This window comes from Amycolatopsis sp. NPDC021455 (assembly GCF_040640995.1).
GTDB lineage: Bacteria > Actinomycetota > Actinomycetes > Mycobacteriales > Pseudonocardiaceae > Amycolatopsis.
Genome location: NZ_JBFACT010000004.1, coordinates 361,218 through 377,505, shown reverse-complemented (window position 1 = coordinate 377,505; position 16,288 = coordinate 361,218). Strand labels below are relative to the sequence as shown.

Sequence of the window (16,288 nt, the reverse complement as noted above, 5' to 3'; positions counted from 1 at the left end):
GCCGTGTCCGCGTGGCGGCCGGGACGAGATGATGGCCGGGTGACCCCCGTACCGATCGATCCCGCTTTCCGGCCCCCGTGGCCGGGCCTCGAGCCGCTGCGCGCGTGGGCGCGGCGGCACCCGCTGCCCGCGGACCTGCTGCTGGCGTTCGGGGTCCTCGGCCTGGCCCTGGTGGTCGGCGCGCAGGGCCCCGGCCCGGCCCCGCGGTTCCTGGCCGCGGTCGTGGTCGTGCTGCTGGCGGCGCTCACGTTCCGGCGCCGGTTCCCGCTGAGCGCGCTGGCCGTCACCGCCGCGCTGGCGCTGGCCCTCGGCTTGCTGGGCGCCTCGTTCCCGCCCGCGACGGTCGCGGTGCTGGTCGCCGTGTACACCGTCGCCGCGCACCGCGACCGGCACCGCGTCGCGGCGGCCGCCGCCACGGTCGTCGCGCTCTCGGCGGCCGACCTCGGCGGGGACACCGGGATCGCGGTGTTCGTCGCGCACCTGGTGTTCGGGACCGCGATCGTCACGACGGCGTTCGCGCTCGGGGTGACCGTGCGAACGCGCCGGGCGTACCTGGCTTCGCTGCACGACCGCGCGGTCCGGGCCGAGCGGGAACGCGACCAGGAGAGCCAGATCGCCGCCGCGCGGGAGCGGGCCCGCATCGCCCGCGAGATGCACGACATCATCGCGCACAACCTGTCGGTCATGATCGCCCTCGCCGACGGGGCCGCGTTCGCCGCCCGCACGGACGCCGGGCAGGCCGAGGCGGCCGCGAAGCACGTTTCGGCCACCGGACGGCAGGCGCTCGACGAGATGCACCGGCTGCTCACGGTGCTGCGCGGCACGGGCGAGGACAGCCCGCGGGCCCCGCAGCCCGGCATCGCCGACATCGACGAGCTGGTGGACCAGGTCCGGGCCACCGGGCTGCCGGCGACGTGGACGGTCACCGGGCGGCGGTTCCCGCTCCCGCCGACGGTCGAGCTGGCGGTCTACCGGGTCGCGCAGGAAGCCCTCACCAACGTCCTCAAGCACGCCGTCGCCCCGACGTCGGCGACGATCCACCTCACCTACGAGGACCCGCTCGTCACGCTGGAAGTCCTCGACGACGGGCAGCCGGTGCCGGTGCCGGTCGCGTCGGGCGACGGGCACGGGCTGGGTGGCATGCGCGAACGCGCGAGCATCACCGGCGGCGCGGTCGAAGCGGGACCGCGGGCTGGCGGTGGCTGGCTGGTGCGCGGCCGGTTCGGGGGGCACGCGTGATCACCATCCTGCTCGTGGACGACGAACCCTTGCTGAGGCTGGGTTTCCGGCTGGTCCTGGACTCCCAGCCGGACCTGAAGGTCGTCGGCGAGGCGGCCGACGGGACCGCGGCCGTGGCGCGCACGGCCGAGCTCGACCCCGACGTCGTGCTGATGGACGTGCGGATGCCCGGGGTCGACGGGATCGCCGCCACCCGCGAGATCGTCCGCACCCACCCGCGCTCGCGGGTGCTGATCCTGACCACCTTCGACGTCGACGAGTACGCCTTCCCCGGGCTCAAGGCCGGGGCCAGCGGGTTCCTGCTGAAGAACGTGCCGCCCGACGACCTGCTCACCGCGATCCGCGCGGTCGCCCGCGGCGACGCGGTGGTGGCGCCGAGCGTCACCCGGCGGCTGCTGGACACCGTCGCCGAGCACCTGCCCGACGCCACCCCGGCCGGCGAGCCCCCGGCCGCGCGCGGCCTCGACCGGCTCACCGAACGCGAGCTCGAAGTCCTCGGGAAGGTGGCCGCCGGGCTGTCCAACGCGGAGATCGCGGGCGAGCTGGTGCTGTCGGAAGCGACCGTGAAGACCCACGTCGGCCGCATCCTCACCAAACTCGGCCTGCGCGACCGGGTCCAGGCCGTGGTACTGGCGTACGAGACCGGTCTCGTCCGGCCGCGCTAACGGTTCTGGACGTGCTGCCAGCCGAACCGGCCCTTGATGCAGAGGTTCCCGTGCGTCACCGAGCTTTCGTGCGGGGATGTCACCTTGACGATCTCGTTGTCCTGGACGTGCAGCGTCAGGTTGCAGCCGACGCCGCAGAACGTGCACACGGTCGTCGTCGCCATCTGCTTCGCCTCGTCCCAGCTGCCGTCCGCGCGCTTGTCGTACTCGCGCTTGAAGCTGAGCGCCCCGGTCGGGCAGACCTCGATGCAGTTGCCGCAGTAGACGCAGGCGCTGTCCGGCAACGGGTTCGCGAACTCCGTCGAGATCCGCGCGTCGAACCCGCGGCCGGCGACGCTGATCGCGAACGAGTTCTGCCACTGGTCGCCGCATGCGTCGACGCACTTGTAGCAGAGGATGCATTTCCCGTAGTCGCGGACGTACAGCTCGTTGTCCACCAGGGCCGGTTGCGCGACCGTCGCGGCGTCCGGGCCGAAACGGCCGGGGTCCGCGCCGGTCTCCGCCATCCACTCCGCGACGCCCGGGGTGGTCGACAGGTCCGTCGCCGAGCCGAGCAGTTCGAGGACGACCTTGCGGCTCGTGCGCGTCCGCGCCGAGTCGGTGTGCACCACCATGCCCGGCTCGGCCTTGCGCGAACACGACGGGACCAGCGTCCGCGAGCCTTCGACCTCGACCATGCAGACCCGGCAGGCGTTCGCCGGTTCCAGGGTGTCGCCGTAGCACAGCGTCGGGATGGTCTTCCCCGCCGCCGTGCAGGCGTCGAGGATGGTCGATCCCTCCGGCACGCGGACGGTCTCACCGTCCACAGTGAACTCGACCAGGCGCTTCGGGATACCGATGTCCACGATGGTCACTGCAGCGCTCCCAACCGGTCGATGGCGGACTCGATGGCGTTCCACGCGGTCTGGCCGAGGCCGCAGATGGAGGAGTCGCGCATCACCTGCCCGACTTCACGCAGCAGTGGCCGCTCCTCCGACCCCGCCGCCAGCACCCGGCGGATCGCCTCCTCCTGGCGCACAGTGCCGATCCGGCACGGGACGCACTGCCCGCACGACTCGTCACGGAAGAACTCGGCGATCCGCAGCAGGAACCCGCCAAGGTCGGCGAGGTCGTCCAGCACCAGGACTACCCCCGAGCCGAGCGTCGTCTTCGCTGCCCGCGCGTCCTCGAACGTCAGCGGCAGGTCCAGCTCGTCAGGCCGGACGAATCCGCCGGCCGCGCCGCCGAGCAGGACCGCCCGCATCTCGCGGCCCTCGGGTACGCCTCCGGCCAGCGCCAGGAGTTCCCGCAGCGTGGTGCCGAACGGTATTTCGTAGACACCGGGGCGTTCGACGTTCCCGGACAGGCAGAACAGCTTCGGCCCGGCCGAGCCTTCGGTGCCGATCGCCCGGTACGCGGCCGCGCCTTCGGTGAGGATGAGCGGCACGTTCACGAGCGTCTCGACGTTGTTCACCACCGTCGGCTTGCCGAACAGCCCCTGCTCCACCGGGAACGGCGGTTTCGTGCGGGGCTCGCCGCGGAAGCCCTCGATCGAGTTGAAGATCGCCGTCTCTTCGCCGCAGATGTACGCGCCCGCGCCGCGGCGGATCTCGATGTCGAACGAGAACCCCTCGTGGCCCATGATGTCCGCGCCGAGGAAGCCGCGCTCGCGGCAGACGTCGATGGCGTTGCGCAGCAGTCGCAGGGCTCGCGGGTACTCGCCGCGCAGGTAGACGAAACCCCGGGTCGCGCCGATGGCATACGCTGCGATCGTCATCGCTTCCACCAGCGCGAACGGGTCGCCTTCGAGCAGTACCCGGTCCTTGAAGGTGCCCGGTTCGCTTTCGTCGGCGTTGCACACCAGGTAGTGCGGCCCGGCGGGCTGCGCGGCGGTGGCCGCCCACTTCCGCCCAGTCGGGAACGCGGCCCCGCCGCGGCCGAGCAGGCCGGAGTCGGTGACCTCGCGGATCACCGCGGCCTGCCCCATCCGCAGGGCGTTCCGCAGGGCCGCGTAGCCGCCGGACGCGCGGTAGTCGTCCAGACTGGCCGGATCGACGACGCCGACCCGGCGCAGCAGCCGCAACCCGTCCTTCTGGTGGATGACCGGCGGCGGCCCGTCTCCCGCGGGCTCTCGCTGCGCGGCGAGCACGGCCGACGCGCCGGTCGCCGGGGCGAGGAGTTCGGTGGTGGCCGGGTCGCCGGCCTGGAACGTCAGTGCCGCGGGGGCGCGTTCGCAGACGCCGAGGCACGGACTGCGCAGCCACGTGACCCCGCCCCGAGCCTTCCCCGCGGCGCCGACGTGCTCGGCGAGAACATCGCATACAGTATCCGAACCATTGATTCGGCAGGCCAGGTCGGTGCACACGTGCACTACCCGCTCCGGGCGTTCCTCGAGCGCGAACAGCGAGTAGAAGCTCGCGACGCCGTACGCGTCGGCGGGCGGAACGTGCAGCGTCTCGCAGATGAGGTTGAGCGCGCCCTGGCTGATCCAGCCGACCCGGTCGTTCACCGCGTGCAGGGCCGGGAGCAGCTGGTCGCGGCCACCACCGGCGAACCCGGCGACCGCGTCCCGTTCTTCGCGCGACGCCACGGCGTCGAGGAGCTTGAGATCCACCTCAGACCTCCACCGGGAGCTTGTCGACGCGGATGGCCGCCGCCTTGTACTCCGCGGTCCCGGCGATCGGGCAGGTGGCCTCGATGGTGATGACGTTGACGTCGACTTCGTCCGGGAAGTGGAAGGTCATGAACGCCAGCCCGGGCTTCAGCCCCTTGTCCAGCCGCACCGGCGCGACGATCTCGCCGCGCCGGGACGAGATCCGGACCAGCTCGTCGGGTTCGACGCCGAGGGCCCGCGCGTCCTCCGGGCAGAGGTCGAGGGTCTCGCCCTGCCGCAGCGGCGACGGGAACCCGCCGGACTGGACGCCGGTGTTGTACGAGTCCAGGCGCCGCCCGGTGGTGAGCCGGATCGGGAACTCCTCGGTGAGCAGGTCGACCGGCGGGCTGTGCTCGATGACCGTGAACGGCGCCGGCCGGCCGCGTTCGGCCGGATCCTCGGCCCACAGCCGCGCGTGCAGGAACGTCGGTTCGAGGGTGTCTTCGGAGTAGCACGGCCATGGGATCCCGCCGAGCTCCTCCAGCCGTGTATACGACATACCGGCGTGCATCGGCGACAGTGAGCGCAGCTCGTCCCAGACCTCTTCGCCGCCGGTGTAGTGCCAGTCGTGCCCGAGCCGGCGGGCCAGTTCCGAGAGCAGCTCGATGTCGTCGCGCGCGCCTTCCGGCGGTTCGAGGGCCTTGCGGACGCGCTGGACCCGCCGTTCGGAGTTGGTGAAGGTGCCGTCGCTCTCGCACCAGGCCGCCGTTGCCGGCAGCACGACGTCGGCCAGCTGCGCGGTCTTGGTGAGGAAGATGTCCTGCACGATCAGGTGGTCGACGTTGCCCAGCCGCTTGATCGTGTGCTCGCAGTCCGCTTCGGACTGCACCGGGTTCTCGCCGACGATGTACACGCAGGTCAGGTCGCCGCGTTCCATCGCGTCGAGCATCTGGGTGAGGTTGAGGCCCTTGTGCGGCGGGATCGAGGAGCCCCAGGCGGTGTCGAACTTGGCGCGGACGCCGGCGTCGAGGACGTCCTGGAAGCCCGGAAGCCGGTCCGGGATGGCGCCCATGTCGCCGCCGCCCTGGACGTTGTTCTGCCCGCGCAGGGGGTTCAGCCCGGCGCCGTAGCGGCCGACCTGCCCGGCGAGCAGCGCGAGGTTGATCAGGGACAGGACGTTGTCGGTACCGTTGTGGTGCTCGGTGATGCCGAGGGTCCAGGACAGCTGGGCCCGGTCGGCGCGGGCGTAGGTGTGGGCGAGCTCGCGGATCAGCTCGGCGGGCACCCCCGTGGTCTTCTCGGCGACCTCGAGGGTCCACGGCTCGACCGAAGCCGCGAACCCGGCGTAGCCCTCGGTGGCGCGTTCGATGAAGGTCGTGTTGGCCAGTCCGGAGTGGATGATCTCGCGCGCGATCGCATGGGCCAGCGGGATGTCGGTGCCGACCTCGAGCTGCAGCTGCCGGTGCGCCCAGCTCGCGGTGCTGGTCCGCCGCGGATCGACGACGAAGAGCTTCGCTCCCCTGTGGACGGCCTTCAGCACGTGCTGGAAGAAGATCGGGTGTGCTTCGCGGGGGTTGCCGCCCCAGATCACGATGACGTCGGCGTCCTCGATCTCCTGGTAGGACGACGTCCCGCCGCCGCTGCCGAACACCCGCGCCAGCCCGGCGACGCTCGGCGCGTGGCAGGTCCGGTTGCACGAGTCGACGTTGTTCGTGCCGATCACCGCGCGGGTGAACTTCTGCGCGACGAAGTTCATCTCGTTGGTCGCGCGGGCGCACGAGAACATCCCGAACGCCTCGGGCCCCTTGCTCTCCAGAGTCCGGCGGATCCCGGCGGCGGCCCGGTCGAGGGCCTCGGTCCAGGTCGCCGGCCGCAGCACGCCGGAGTCGCGGACCAGGGGTTGCGTGAGCCGGACGTACGGCTCGGTCTTCCTGCGCTTCACGGGCACCTCCGGTCAGGGCGATCCGACGGGGACGGGGGTCTTGCTGGTGTGGTCGAGCAGGGAAACGGCGGCGTGGACGTACCGCAGGGCCGGCGCGGGCACGCCGGTCAGGCCGGCCAGCTCGACGACCGCGCCGACGATCGCGTCGATCTCCAGTGGCTTGCCGGCTTCGAGGTCCTGCAGCATCGACGTCTTGTGGTGGCCGACGCGCCAGGCGCCGTCGATGCGCTTTTCGACCGAGACCCTCGGGTCGCTGCCGGCCGCGCGGGCGATTTCCAGGGTCTCGGCCATCATCGTGGCGACGAGCGCGCGCGTGTCGTCGTGCTCGCACATCTGGGCCATGGTCGCCCGGGTCAGCGCCGACAGCGGGTTGAACGCGACGTTGCCCATCAGCTTGACCCAGATGTCGTTCCGGAGGTCCGGCTCGACCGGCGCCTTGAGCCCGCCGGCGATCATCGCCGCGCTGAGCACCTTGCAGCGCGCGGAGATGTCGCCGTCCGGTTCACCGAGGGAGAAGCGGGTGCCCTCCAGGTGCCGGATCACGCCGGGTTCTTCGATCACCGTGGAGCAGTAGACGACGCAGCCGATCGCGCGCCGCAGTTCGAGCACGGCGGTCACCGAACCGCCGGGGTCGACGGTCTCGACGCGCCGCCCTTCGAGCGGGTGTCCCGTCAGGCCGTGGAAGTACCACCAGGGGATGCCGTTCTGCGCGGCCACGATCGCCGTTTCGGGGCCGAGCAGCGGGGCGAGGAGCGGCCCGCACGAGGCGTAGGAGTTCGCTTTCAGGCCGAGGAACACGAAGTCGACCTCGCCGACCTCGGCCGGGTCGTCCGTGACGTGCGGATGCGCGGTGAAGTCGCCACGCGGGCTGAGCACGCGGACGCCGTGCTCGCGCATCGCGGCGAGGTGGGCCCGCCGGGCGATCAGGTGCACCTCGGTCCCGCCGCGGTGCAGCGCGGCCCCGACGTAGGCGCCGATCGCCCCGGCCCCGAGAACAGCCACCTTCATGATGTGCCTCCCAGTTCGGTCCAGCACGCGATTGCATACAGTATCCTGGATTCACCTCCGAGACCAGGGGCGTCGCGCCACGCAACCCCAGACGGGTGAGATTCTGGGATTTTGCATACCAAAACCTGTATCCTGAGTGGAGATCATCGCTTTCCTCTCCCCTTCGAGGTGTCCCGTGAGCCAGCCCGCTTCCCCCCTTCCCGACCGCGGCCCCACCGGCCGCCGCACGGCCAAGGGCTCGCTCGGCTCGACCGCGGCCAAGCGCGTCGAACGGCCCGCTCCGCTGCGCCAGGTCGTGTACGAGGCCCTCGCCGAACTGATCATCAACCGCACCCTCGAACCCGGGCAGCACCTGGTCGAGGCCGACCTGGCCGAGTACCTCGGCGTCAGCAGGCAGCCCGTCCGCGAAGCCCTGCAGCGGCTGCAGAGCGAAGGCTGGGTGGACCTCCGCCCGGCGCAGGGCGCGTTCGTGCACCTGCCCACCGACGAGGAGGCCGACCAGCTGCTGAGCGTCCGCGGCGTGCTGGAGGCGCACTCCGCGAAGCTCGCCGCCGAGCGCGCCTCCGTGGCGGACATCGACCGGCTCTGGGAACTGCAGAAGGCCGGCGTCAAGGCGCTCCAGGCAGACGACACCGAGGGCCTGGTCGCGGCCAACGCCGCCCTCCACGCGTTCATCACCCAGCTGTCCGGGAACGCCGTGCTCGCGGAACTGATCGGCCTGGTCGACCGCCGGGTCCGCTGGTACTACACGCCGATCGCCCGGCCCCGCGGGCAGGACGCCTGGCACGAGCACGAGGAGCTGATCACCGCGATCGCGATGGAGGACGCGGAGCTGGCCGAGAAGATCATGGCCAAGCACACCGAACGGACCCGCCAGGCCTACCACGAACGTCCGGAGGCGCCCCGATCCTGATGGCAGCAGGACCGGGGCGCAGGAACCGGATCAGCCGCCGGCCGCGGCCGACGGTCGCGCCACCAGCTCGGTTTCGGCGAGCTGGTGGCGCATCCGGCCCGGCTGGCGCAGGAACAGCGTCAGCACCGCCGAAAGCACCGCGATGCACCCGGCCAGGACGTACGCGCCGGTGTAGCCCCACGCGCTGATGACCCCGGCGGCGAGCCCGCCACCGCCGACGCCGCCGACCAGTTTCGCGCTGTAGACGAGGCCGTAGTTCGACGCGTTGTTGTTCTCGCCGAAGTAGTCCGGCACGAGCGCGGCGAACAGCGGGTAGAACGCCCCGCCGCCGAACCCGGTCAGGAACGCGAACACCATGAACAGGACCAGGTTGTGCGTGTTGCCGGCGTACAGCACGCCGAACTGCGCGCCGCCGGCGATCAGCAGCACGATCGTCAGCGTCTGGCGGCGGCCGAGCTTGTCCGACGCCCAGCCGACGACCGCGCGGCCGGTGCCGTTCACGATGGCCAGCACCCCGGCCGAAGAAGCCGCGACGAACGCTCCGAAATGGCTCTCCTTGGCGAAGGGCACCTGGAAGTTGATGCCGAACAGCGAGACCCCGCCGATGATCACCAGGCACACCCACATCAGCGGGAGCATGCCGGTCCGGATCGCCTCCATCGGCGTGAACTGCCGGACCGCCGGCGGGTTCTTGGCCAGGCTCTTGACCCCGGCCTTGCCCTTCGCCCACGAGATCGGGTCGACTTCCTTCGGCCACCAGCTCTTCGGCGGGTCCTTGAACAGGAACCCGCAGACGCCGACGACGATCAGCATGTACAGGCCGATGCCGTCCAGCACCCCGGTCACGTTCTCGTGGCCGAGGAACGCGCTGAAGAGGTAGATGAACGGCACCGAGCCGTAGGCGAAGCCGCCGTTGACGAACCCGGTCCGCGCGCCGCGCTTCTCGGGATACCACTTGCCGACCATGTTGATGCAGGTCGCATACACGAGCCCGGCGCCGGTGCCGCCGAGGACCGAGTACCCGATGAACGCCAGCGTGAGGTTCCCGCTGTGCGCGATGGTGAAGTAGCCGATGCCGCTGAACAGGGCGCCGAGCAGCATCGCCGTCTTCGCCGAGACGACGTTGCGTTCCCTGAGCCGTCCCGCCGGGAACGCGACCCCGGCCTGGAACACCGCCCAGATGCTGGCGAGCCAGAACGCGTCCGACAACGTCCAGCCGTACTTCTCTTCCAGCGTGCCTTCGACGGCGCCCCAGCCGTACTCGAACACGCTGACCGCCATCATGGCGATCCAGGGCAGCCAGACCATCCAGCTGCGTGAGCGCCCCATGATGTCGTGCGGGGACTCGCCTACCCGGTAGACTCTTCCGTTCTCGTCAACTATCTCCTGGTACGTGGCTGCGGTCATGAGACTTCTCCTTCGTCACCGTTGACTCAGGTTCGAAAGCAGACCCGCGGCCCGCGCCCAACGATACTTCGCGCCGAGCACGGCCACGGGTTTCTCGGTGGTGTACGGGTACGCGACGACGCCGCGGTCGTACAGGTAGTCACTCGCCTCCTCGACTTCGACGTCACCGGACAGGGACGCGACAACGGGCTTGTGGATCCCCTTGGCGCGGTACTCCCCGACCACTTCGGACACCAGTTCCGCGAACACCATCGGCGGGGTGACGATGGTGTGCCAGTAGCCCAGGATCAGGGCGTGGATGCGGTCGTCCTCGAGGCCCAGCGCGATCGTGTCGCGGTAGGTCGAGGGCGGTTCGCCGCCGGTGATGTCCACCGGGTTGCCCGCCGCGCCGAACGGCGGGATGAACCTCCGGAACGCCGCGTCGAGGTCCGGCGGGATCTCCATCAGGCTCAGGCCGTTGTCGACGCAGGCGTCCGACAGCAACACGCCCGAACCGCCGGCGCCGGTGATGATGACGACGTTCTCGCCCCGCGGCGTGGGCAGCAGCGGGATGCCGCGGGCGTACTCGAGCATGTCGTTCAGCCCGGGCGCCCGGATCACGCCGCTCTGGCGGAGGATGTCGTCGTAGACCTTGTCGTTCCCGGCCAGCGCGCCGGTGTGCGAGCTGGCCGCCTTGGCTCCCTGCGACGTCCGCCCGGCCTTGAGCACCACGACCGGCTTGCGCTTCGAGACCCGCTTGGCCGTCTCGGCGAACGACCGGCCGTCCTTGAGGTCTTCGAGGTGCATGGCGACGAGCTGGGTGTTGTCGTCCTGTTCGAAGAAGGTGAGCAGGTCGTCCTCGTCGATGTCGGCCTTGTTGCCGACGCCGACGATCGAGGAGACGCCCATCTTCGCCGAGCGGCTGAAGCCCAGGATCGCCATCCCGATGCCGCCGCTCTGCGACGAGAGCGCCACGCCGCCCTTGACGTCATACGGTGTACAGAAAGTCGCCGACAGGTTTTCCGGCGTGTAGTAGTAGCCGTAGATGTTGGGCCCCAGGATGCGCACGCCGTGCTTGCGCGCGATCGAGACGACCTCGTCCTGCAGCTCGATGTTGCCCGTCTCGCCGAAGCCGGACGGGATGAGGATCGCGCCCGCGACCCCCTTCTTGCCGGCTTCTTCGAGCGCCGCGGGGACGAACTTCGCCGGGATGGCGAAGACCGCCACGTCGACGTCGCCCGAGACGTCGGTGATGCTCGCATAGGCCTTGCGGTCGAGGATCTCGGCGGCCTTGGGGTTGATCGGGTGGATCTCCCCCGCGTACCCGCCGTCGACCAGGTTCTTCATCACCGAGTTGCCGATCTTCCCGGCTTCGGCCGACGCGCCGATGACGGCGACCGACGCCGGTTTCATGATCCGGTTCATGGAGGCGAGGATCTCCTCCTGGGTGAACCGGTGCGGCTCCTTCGCGGCCTCCGGGTCGACGAGGATGCGGACGTCGACCGCGGTGGCCCCGTTCGCCGTGGCGAGCACCGGGTTGAGGTCCACCTCGGACAGCTGCGGGAAGTCGGTGACCAGTTCGCCGAGACCGGTGATCACGGCCGCGAGGGCGGCACGGTCGACAGGATCCGATCCACGGACTCCCCGGAGGATTTCGGCCGCTTGGATACCGTCGACCATCGACAGTGCTTCTTCCGTGCTCGGCGGCGCGAGGCGGAAGGTGACGTCCTTGAGCACCTCGACCAGGACACCGCCGAGGCCGAAGGCGACGATCTTGCCGAACGTCGGGTCGGTGACCGAGCCGATGATCACCTCCTGGCCTTCGGTGAGCATCTGCTGGACCTGGACGCCGAGGATCCCCGCGTCGGCGTTGTACGCCTTCGCGTTGTCTACGATCTGCGTGAATCCGGCGGATACTGCATCCACGTCGTTCAGCCCGACGAGCACGCCGCCGGCCTCGGTCTTGTGCAGGATGTCCGGTGAGACGATCTTGAGCACCACCGGCAGCCCGATGGCTTCGGCGTGCGTCACGGCCTCCTCGGCCGTGGTGGCCAGCCGCTCGGCCGGCGTCGGGATACCGTATGCCTCGCAGACCGCACGCCCCTCGGGCGCGGTCAGCGAGGACCGGCCTTCGGCCGCCGCCTGGCCGAGGATCTTTTCGACCGCCGCGCGATCCGCCACCTCAGATCACCCCCGCCGCACGGAACTTGTCCAAGTCGGCCTCGGTGTAGCCGAGTTCGGCCAGCACTTCGTCGTTGTGCTCGCCGAGCAGCGGTGAACGCTCGATCTCGACCGGCGAGTCGGACAGCTTGAGCGGGCAGCCGACGGTCTTGAAGGTGCCGCGCTCCGGATGCGGAACCTCGACGACCGAGCCGAGCTCTGCCAAGGTCTCGTCCTCGATGAGTTCCTTCGTGGACAGGATGGGGCCGCACGGGATGTTGCAGGCGTTGAGCTGCTCCATCACTTCCCACTTGGTGTGCTTCTCGGTCCACTCCTCCACGAGCGCGAACATCTTGTCCAGTTTGGACAGGCGGACCTCCGGGGTGGCCCACGCCGGGTCGTCGGCCAGCTCCCCCTTGCCGATCAACCGGGCGAGCGGGGCCCAGCCGGGTGGCTGGACGATCACGTAGATGTAGTCGTTCGGCCCGCCGGGGGCGCACTTCACCGCCCAGCCGGGCTGGCCGCCACCGGAGGCGTTGCCCGAGCGCGGGACCTCTTCGCCGAAGTGGTCGTTCGGGTACTCGCCGAGCGGGCCGTGCGCCAGCCGCTGCTGGTCGCGCAGCTTGACGCGGCACAGGTTGAGCACGGCGTCCTGCATGGCCACCTGGACGCGCTGGCCGCGGCCGGTGGAAGTCCGCTGGTACAGCGCGGCGAGGATGGCGGCCACCAGGTGGATGCCGGTGCCGGAGTCGCCGATCTGCGCACCGGTGGCGGTCGGCGGTCCTTCTTCGAATCCGGTCGTGCTCATCGCGCCGCCCATGGCCTGCGCGATCACTTCGTAGGCCTTGAAGTCGGCGTAGCGGCCGGGGCCGAAACCCTTGATGGAGGCGTAGATCAGTCGCGGGTTCAGCGCAGCCAGCTTCTCCCACGGGTAGCCGAAGCGGTCGACCACGCCGGGGCCGAAGTTCTCCACGAGAACGTCCACTCCGGACACGAGCTTCTCGAACACTTCCTTGCCTTCGTCGCTCTTCATGTTGAGCGTGATGCTGCGCTTGTTGGCGTTGAGCATCGTGAAGTAGAGGCTGTCGACGCCGGGCAGGTCGCGCAACTGCCCGCGGGTGATGTCGCCGCGGCCGGGGGTTTCCAGCTTGATCACGTCCGCGCCGAGCCAGGCGAGCAGCTGCGTCGACGACGGACCGGACTGCACGTGCGTCATGTCGAGGACGCGGACGCCCTCCAGTGCCTTACCCATGCCTTGGCCTCCGCTCACTTGTACATGGTCTGGTTCATGGTTCCGGGGGCGTACACGTCGGGATCGACCCAGACGTTGATCAGCGACGGCTTGCCGGACTCCCGCGCCCGCAGCAGGGCGGGCCCGATGTCGGCCGGGTCGCGGACCTCTTCGCCGTGGCCGCCGAGCATCCGGGCGAACTCGTCGTAGCGGACGTCGCCGAGGGTGTTGCCGACGCGCTCACGCGGCAGGCCGTACTTCGCGGCCTGGCCGTAGCGGATCTGGTTCATCGACGAGTTGTTGCCGACGATCCCGACGAAGGGCAGATCGAACCGCACGAGCGTCTCGAAGTCCCAGCCGGTGAGGCTGAAGGCGCCATCGCCGAAGAGCGCCACGACCTCCTTGTCCGGGCGCGCGTGCTTCGCGGCCATGACGAACGGGATGCCGACGCCGAGCGTCCCGAGTGGACCGGGGTCCATCCAGTGGCCGGGCGACTTCGGCTGCACGACCTGGCCGGAGAACGTGACGATGTCGCCGCCGTCGCCGATGTAGATCGAGTCCTCGGTGAGGAACTCGTTGATCTCGTGGACCAGCCGGTACGGATGGATCGGGCTCGCGTCGGAGTGCTGCAGCGGCAGCCGCTTCTGCTTGGCTTTCTCCTCCACGGCCTGCAGTTCTTCGAGCCAGGTCTTGCGGCCGACGGCGCCGTTGTCGGTGCGGCCGGACGCGGCCTCGGCGACGGCGGAGAGGACTTGCCCGGCGTCGCCGACGATGCCGAGGTCGATGTCGCGGTTCTTGCCGACCGTGCGGTAGTCGAGGTCGATCTGGACGACGGTGGCGTCCTTCGACAGCCGCTTGCCGTAGCCCATCCGGAAGTCGAACGGGGTGCCGACGATGACGATGACGTCGGCGTTGTCGAAGGCGTACCGGCGCGAGAGCTGGAAGTGGTGCGGGTCGCCCGGCGGAAGCGTGCCGCGGCCGGCGCCGTTCATGTACGCCGGGATGTTCAGTGTCCGGACGAGCTCGGTCGCCGGACCGGTGGCCCGGGTGGTCCAGACCTGGCTGCCGAGCAGGATGGCCGGCTTCTTCGCGTGGACGAGCAGGTCGGCGAGCTTCTCGACGTCGGCGGGGTCGCCGGCGTTCCTCGTGGACGCCCGGTAGCGGCCCGCTTCCGGAATCCTCGCACCGGCAAGGGGTACGCGCGCGTCGAGGACGTCTCGCGGGATCTCCAGGAACGACGGCCCGGGTGCGCCGGCGTAGGCCTCGCGGAACGCCATCGAGACGAGGTCCGCGACGCGGGCGGTGTGCGGCACTGTGGCGGCGAACTTCGTGATCGGCGCCATCATGTCCACGTGCGGAAGGTCCTGCAGGGACCCCATCTTGTGTTGCGTCAGCGCGCCTTGGCCGCCGATGAGCAGCATCGGGCTCTCCGCGCGCAGCGCGTTGGCCACCCCGGTGACGGCATCGGTGGTCCCCGGTCCGGCGGTGACGACCGCGCAGCCCGGCTTGCCGGTGATCCGCGCGTAGCCGTCGGCCGCGTGCGCGGCGACCTGCTCGTGCCGGACGTCGATGACCTCGATGCCTTCGTCGACGCAGCCGTCGTAGATGTCGATGATGTGGCCGCCGCACAGGGTGAAGATCGTGTCGACCCCTTCGGCCTTCAGCGCCTTGGCCACCAGGTGCCCGCCGGAGATTTCGGCGGGCGCGGGCTCGGCGCCGTTCGTCGCCGTGGCACTCTCCCCCGCGGTGGTGCCGGTCGTTGTCAGCGCCATGGCTCAGCTCCTCTGGTCCGCCGCCGGATCTCTCTTGTCCGGCGGTCCGTGTCGCCTTTTCTCCGAGGTCAGCGGCCCCTTCGCGGCAGACTGTAGATTGCATACCGTATGGGGTAGGCATATAGTCACCCTTCTAGCAGCCCGTGTCCAGGCCCATCGGCAGGGTTTTTTCCCGCCTGGTGGACCCACCGCCCCGCGCCCGGACACGGCGGACCTCCTTGCTCTGCCCCGCCGCGGAAAGGACGCTCCCGCATGGATCTCTTCGAACACGAAGCCCGCGATCTCTTCGAGAAGCACGGCGTACCCGTCCCCCGCGGCCGCGTCGCCGCCGACCCGGCGGAGGCCCGGGCCGCCGCCGCGGCACTCGGCGGTCCCGTCGTGGTCAAGGCCCAGGTGAAGACCGGCGGTCGCGGCAAGGCGGGCGGCGTCCGCGTGGTGCATACAGCCGACGACGCCGAGCAGGCCGCCGACGACATCCTCGGCATGGACATCAAGGGCCACACCGTGCACCGCGTCCTGGTGACCGAAGCCAGTGAAATCGCCGAGGAGTACTACGTCTCCTTCCTGCTCGACCGCGCCGCGCGCACGTTCCTCGCCATGGCGTCCGCCGAAGGCGGGATGGACATCGAGGAGGTCGCCGCTTCCCGGCCGGACGCCCTGGTCCGGGTCCCGGTGAATCCCCTGGCCGGCGTCGACGCCGCCTCCGTGGTGTCGGCGTTCCCGGCCGGCGTCCGGGCGGAAGCCGCGGCGGTCGTCGAAAAGCTGTGGGCGGTGTTCGTCGCCGAAGACTGCACGCTGGTCGAGGTCAACCCCCTCGCGAGCACGCCGGCCGGGATCGTCGCACTGGACGGCAAGATCACCTTGGACGACAACGCGTCCTTCCGCCGTTCAGCCTCCTTCGACGAGACGTCCGGCAGCGACGCGCTGGAGCGCGAGGCCCGCGCGAAAGGCCTCAACTACGTCAAGCTCGACGGCGACATCGGCGTGATCGGCAACGGCGCCGGCCTGGTCATGTCCACTTTGGACGTCGTGGCGGCCGCCGCGGCCGAAGCGGGCGCGCGGGGGCCGGCGAACTTCCTCGACATCGGCGGCGGCGCGTCGGCGCAGGTGATGGTCGACGGGCTGACCGTGATCCTCGGCGACGCGCAGGTGCGCAGCGTGTTCGTCAACGTCTTCGGCGGCATCACCGCGTGCGACGCGGTGGCGACCGGCATCGTGCGCTCACTGGAGATCCTGGGTTCGCGCGCCACCAAGCCCCTGGTGGTCCGGCTCGACGGGAACAACGTCACCGAGGGCAGGCGGATCCTCGCCGAAGCCGCCCACCCGCTGGTCACCGTGGTGGCCACCATGGACGACGCCGCCCGCGAGGCGGCGAAGCTCGCGATCGCGGAGGTCTGAAC

General features: G+C 70.4%; 12 protein-coding genes. 4 read left to right on the top strand and 8 right to left on the bottom strand.

Annotation, left to right across the window (positions count from 1 at the left end; genetic code table 11):
• Positions 1 to 39: 39 nt before the first annotated feature.
• Both AB0G28_RS09295 and AB0G28_RS09290 read left to right on the top strand, forming a co-directional pair.
• Positions 40 to 1,239: a histidine kinase gene (locus AB0G28_RS09295; protein WP_361085198.1), complete on the top strand. Its 1,200-nt coding sequence runs from the start codon at positions 40 to 42 to the stop codon at positions 1,237 to 1,239.
• Positions 1,236 to 1,904 carry a response regulator transcription factor gene (locus AB0G28_RS09290; RefSeq protein ID WP_361085195.1) on the top strand — a complete coding sequence of 223 codons (669 nt, stop codon included), beginning with the start codon at positions 1,236 to 1,238 and terminating at the stop codon, positions 1,902 to 1,904. Before AB0G28_RS09295 ends, AB0G28_RS09290 begins: the two co-directional genes overlap by 4 nt.
• Here AB0G28_RS09290 and AB0G28_RS09285 read toward each other — a convergent pair.
• The 4 genes from AB0G28_RS09285 to AB0G28_RS09270 are packed head-to-tail and all read right to left on the bottom strand — an operon-like array spanning position 1,901 to position 7,426.
• Positions 1,901 to 2,758 (bottom strand): 2Fe-2S iron-sulfur cluster-binding protein, encoded by an 858-nt coding sequence (locus AB0G28_RS09285; RefSeq protein ID WP_361085192.1) that lies wholly within the window; start codon positions 2,756 to 2,758, stop codon positions 1,901 to 1,903. The genes AB0G28_RS09290 and AB0G28_RS09285 overlap by 4 nt on opposite strands.
• Positions 2,755 to 4,497 carry an NAD(P)H-dependent oxidoreductase subunit E gene (locus tag AB0G28_RS09280; RefSeq protein WP_361085189.1) on the bottom strand — a complete coding sequence of 581 codons (1,743 nt, stop codon included), beginning with the start codon at positions 4,495 to 4,497 and terminating at the stop codon, positions 2,755 to 2,757. Before AB0G28_RS09280 ends, AB0G28_RS09285 begins: the two co-directional genes overlap by 4 nt.
• A gap of 1 nt (position 4,498) precedes the next feature.
• Positions 4,499 to 6,418 carry a molybdopterin-dependent oxidoreductase gene (locus AB0G28_RS09275; RefSeq protein ID WP_361085186.1) on the bottom strand — a complete coding sequence of 640 codons (1,920 nt, stop codon included), beginning with the start codon at positions 6,416 to 6,418 and terminating at the stop codon, positions 4,499 to 4,501.
• 12 nt (positions 6,419 to 6,430) lie between these two features.
• Positions 6,431 to 7,426: a 2-dehydropantoate 2-reductase gene (locus AB0G28_RS09270; protein ID WP_361085183.1), complete on the bottom strand. Its 996-nt coding sequence runs from the start codon at positions 7,424 to 7,426 to the stop codon at positions 6,431 to 6,433.
• 175 nt (positions 7,427 to 7,601) lie between these two features.
• On the opposite strand from AB0G28_RS09270, the gene AB0G28_RS09265 reads away from it, so the two are divergent.
• Positions 7,602 to 8,339 carry a GntR family transcriptional regulator gene (locus tag AB0G28_RS09265; RefSeq protein ID WP_361085180.1) on the top strand — a complete coding sequence of 246 codons (738 nt, stop codon included), beginning with the start codon at positions 7,602 to 7,604 and terminating at the stop codon, positions 8,337 to 8,339.
• 30 nt (positions 8,340 to 8,369) lie between these two features.
• Here AB0G28_RS09265 and AB0G28_RS09260 read toward each other — a convergent pair whose 3' ends face one another.
• Genes AB0G28_RS09260 through AB0G28_RS09245 form a run of 4 tightly spaced genes read right to left on the bottom strand, consistent with a single transcriptional unit; the run spans position 8,370 to position 14,888 of the window.
• A complete protein-coding gene (locus AB0G28_RS09260; RefSeq protein ID WP_361085177.1) occupies positions 8,370 to 9,746 on the bottom strand; it encodes an OFA family MFS transporter in 1,377 nt (458 codons plus the stop codon).
• 15 nt (positions 9,747 to 9,761) lie between these two features.
• The gene (locus AB0G28_RS09255; protein WP_361085174.1) at positions 9,762 to 11,906 is read right to left on the bottom strand and encodes an acetate--CoA ligase family protein; all 2,145 of its coding nucleotides are present in this window, start codon (positions 11,904 to 11,906) and stop codon (positions 9,762 to 9,764) included.
• 1 nt (position 11,907) lies between these two features.
• Positions 11,908 to 13,137, bottom strand: a complete 1,230-nt coding sequence (gene frc / locus AB0G28_RS09250; protein ID WP_361085171.1) for a formyl-CoA transferase — start codon at positions 13,135 to 13,137, stop codon at positions 11,908 to 11,910.
• A gap of 14 nt (positions 13,138 to 13,151) precedes the next feature.
• Positions 13,152 to 14,888, bottom strand: a complete 1,737-nt coding sequence (locus tag AB0G28_RS09245; protein WP_361085168.1) for a thiamine pyrophosphate-binding protein — start codon at positions 14,886 to 14,888, stop codon at positions 13,152 to 13,154.
• Positions 14,889 to 15,140: 252 nt separating this feature from the next.
• Between AB0G28_RS09245 and sucC the strand changes: the two genes are divergently transcribed.
• The gene (gene sucC / locus AB0G28_RS09240; RefSeq protein WP_361085164.1) at positions 15,141 to 16,286 is read left to right on the top strand and encodes an ADP-forming succinate--CoA ligase subunit beta; all 1,146 of its coding nucleotides are present in this window, start codon (positions 15,141 to 15,143) and stop codon (positions 16,284 to 16,286) included.
• Positions 16,287 to 16,288: the final 2 nt, after the last annotated feature.